The organism is Aliamphritea spongicola (assembly GCF_017051665.1).
In the GTDB taxonomy this organism is placed as follows: domain Bacteria; phylum Pseudomonadota; class Gammaproteobacteria; order Pseudomonadales; family Balneatricaceae; genus Amphritea; species Amphritea spongicola.
Genome location: NZ_JAFIDL010000096.1, coordinates 1 through 289, shown reverse-complemented (window position 1 = coordinate 289; position 289 = coordinate 1). Strand labels below are relative to the sequence as shown.

Here is a 289-nt window from a genome sequence, read left to right as displayed (position 1 = left end):
GCCCCGGCCCTGGACATCGCCTCGTCCACCAGCGCGGGATCGCCGCCGCTGAGGAACAGGACCGCGCTGTCGTCGGCCGGAAGCGCGCCCGGCAGCTTCTGCGCGGCGGCCCCGTCCTGGATGAAACACAGCCGGCCCTTGTCCCTGGCCACGTCCAGTCCGGGCGGCAGGAAATACACGTGGCCCGGCTCGATGGTGGCGTCCTCCTCAGCCAGGGTGGCGGTCAGCGGAGTCGCCCTGCCCATCTGCCGGACCAGGCGGTCATAGCGGCCGCCGTCCAGGCGCAGGC

General features: G+C 73.4%; 1 protein-coding gene. It reads right to left on the bottom strand.

From position 1 onward, the window contains the following. A partial coding sequence (locus tag JYB63_RS22895) for a hypothetical protein (protein WP_205660225.1) occupies positions 1 to 289 on the bottom strand: 289 nt, incomplete at both ends.